The following is a 1,693-nucleotide window of genomic DNA, read 5'->3' as shown; positions in this document are numbered from 1 at the left end:
ATCTACGAGGGCGAGGTCCGCTACGCCCGCGACGCCTTCGAGGGCCTGCGGCTGATGGACGCCCTCATCGCCGTCAAGCGCGGCGTCCCCGGCGCCGAACTCCCGCCCCTCAAGCAGCGCCGCGTGCCGCAGCGGACCGCCGTCCTCGACGTCCGCGAGCCGGAAGGGACCGGCCGCTCCGACGTGGCCGTCGACCACCCGGTGCCCGAGCCGCCGTTCCTCGGCACCCGGGTCGTCAGGGGCATCCAGCTCAAGGAATACGCGGGATGGCTGGACGAACAGGCGCTCTTCAGAGGCCAGTGGGGCCTGAAGGACGCGGGCTCCATCGAGACGGAGGGCCGGCCGCGGCTGCGCGGCTGGCTGGACCGGATGCACACCGAGCGGCTCCTCGAAGCGGCCGTGGTCTACGGGTACTTCCCCTGCGTTTCCAAGGGGGACGACCTGATCGTCCTGGACGAGGACGGGGGAGAGCGGACCCGCTTCACCTTCCCGCGCCAGAGCCGTGGCCGGCGCCTGTGCCTCGCGGACTTCGTCCGGCCGGAGGAGTCCGGTGAGGTCGACGTCGTCGGCTTCCAGGTGGTCACCGTCGGCTCGAAGATCGGCGAGGCCACCGCCACGCTCTTCGAGTCCGACTCCTACCGCGACTACCTGGAGCTGCACGGCCTGTCCGTCCAGCTCGCCGAGGCCCTCGCCGAGTACTGGCACGCCCGCGTCCGCTCCGAGCTGGGCATCGCCGGGTCCGACCCGACGGCCATGGACGGCATGTTCCGCACCGAGTACCAGGGCTGCCGCTACTCCCTCGGCTACCCGGCCTGCCCCGAGCTGGCCGACCGGGCCAAGATCGCTGACCTCCTCCAGCCGGAGCGGATCGGCGTCCACCTCTCGGAGGAGTTCCAGCTCCACCCCGAGCAGTCCACCGACGCCATCGTCATCCACCACCCCGAGGCCGGCTACTTCAACGCGGGAGGCCGCCGATGACCCCGGATACCAGACCAGTTCAAGGAGCACATCCCATGCCTGACGGATTCACGGACTTCAAGGTCGCCGACCTCTCCCTCGCCGCCTTCGGCCGCAAGGAGATCACCCTGGCCGAGCACGAGATGCCGGGTCTGATGTCGATCCGCGAGGAGTACGCGCAGACGCAGCCGCTGGCCGGTGCGCGGATCACCGGTTCGCTGCACATGACCGTGCAGACGGCCGTCCTGATCGAGACGCTCGTCGCCCTCGGCGCCGAGGTCCGCTGGGTGTCCTGCAACATCTACTCGACGCAGGACCACGCCGCGGCGGCGATCGCGGCCGCCGGCATCCCCGTCTTCGCCTGGAAGGGCGAGACGCTGGAGGAGTACTGGTGGTGTACCGAGCAGGCGCTGACCTGGCCCGGGCACGCGGGCCCGAACATGATCCTCGACGACGGCGGTGACGCCACCCTCCTCGTCCACAAGGGCGTCGAGTTCGAGAAGGCCGGCGCCGTCCCCGACCCCTCGACCGCCGACAACGAGGAAATGGGCTTCGTCCTCGAACTGCTGCGGCGCAGCACGCTGGACTGGACGCAGCTCGCGTCCGAGATCCGCGGCGTGACGGAGGAGACCACCACCGGTGTGCACCGCCTGTACGAGATGATGGCCGAGGGCACCCTGCTCTTCCCGGCGATCAACGTGAACGACGCGGTGACGAAGTCGAAGTTCGACAACAA

At 69.9% G+C, this 1,693-nt stretch carries 2 protein-coding genes; both read left to right on the top strand.

All coding sequences use genetic code 11. The features are described 5' to 3' along the window. Positions 1 to 978 (top strand): vitamin B12 dependent-methionine synthase activation domain-containing protein (locus AB0D45_RS34830; protein WP_362466726.1); only part of this gene is annotated, 978 nt, incomplete at its 5' end. Between the two features lie 35 nt (positions 979 to 1,013). Next, positions 1,014 to 1,693: adenosylhomocysteinase (locus tag AB0D45_RS34825; protein WP_362466723.1), on the top strand; the 680-nt coding region annotated here is incomplete at its 3' end.

Source organism: Streptomyces sp. NPDC048352, assembly GCF_040651895.1.
Lineage (GTDB): Bacteria > Actinomycetota > Actinomycetes > Streptomycetales > Streptomycetaceae > Streptomyces.
This window is presented reverse-complemented; position numbering and strand designations above follow the sequence as displayed.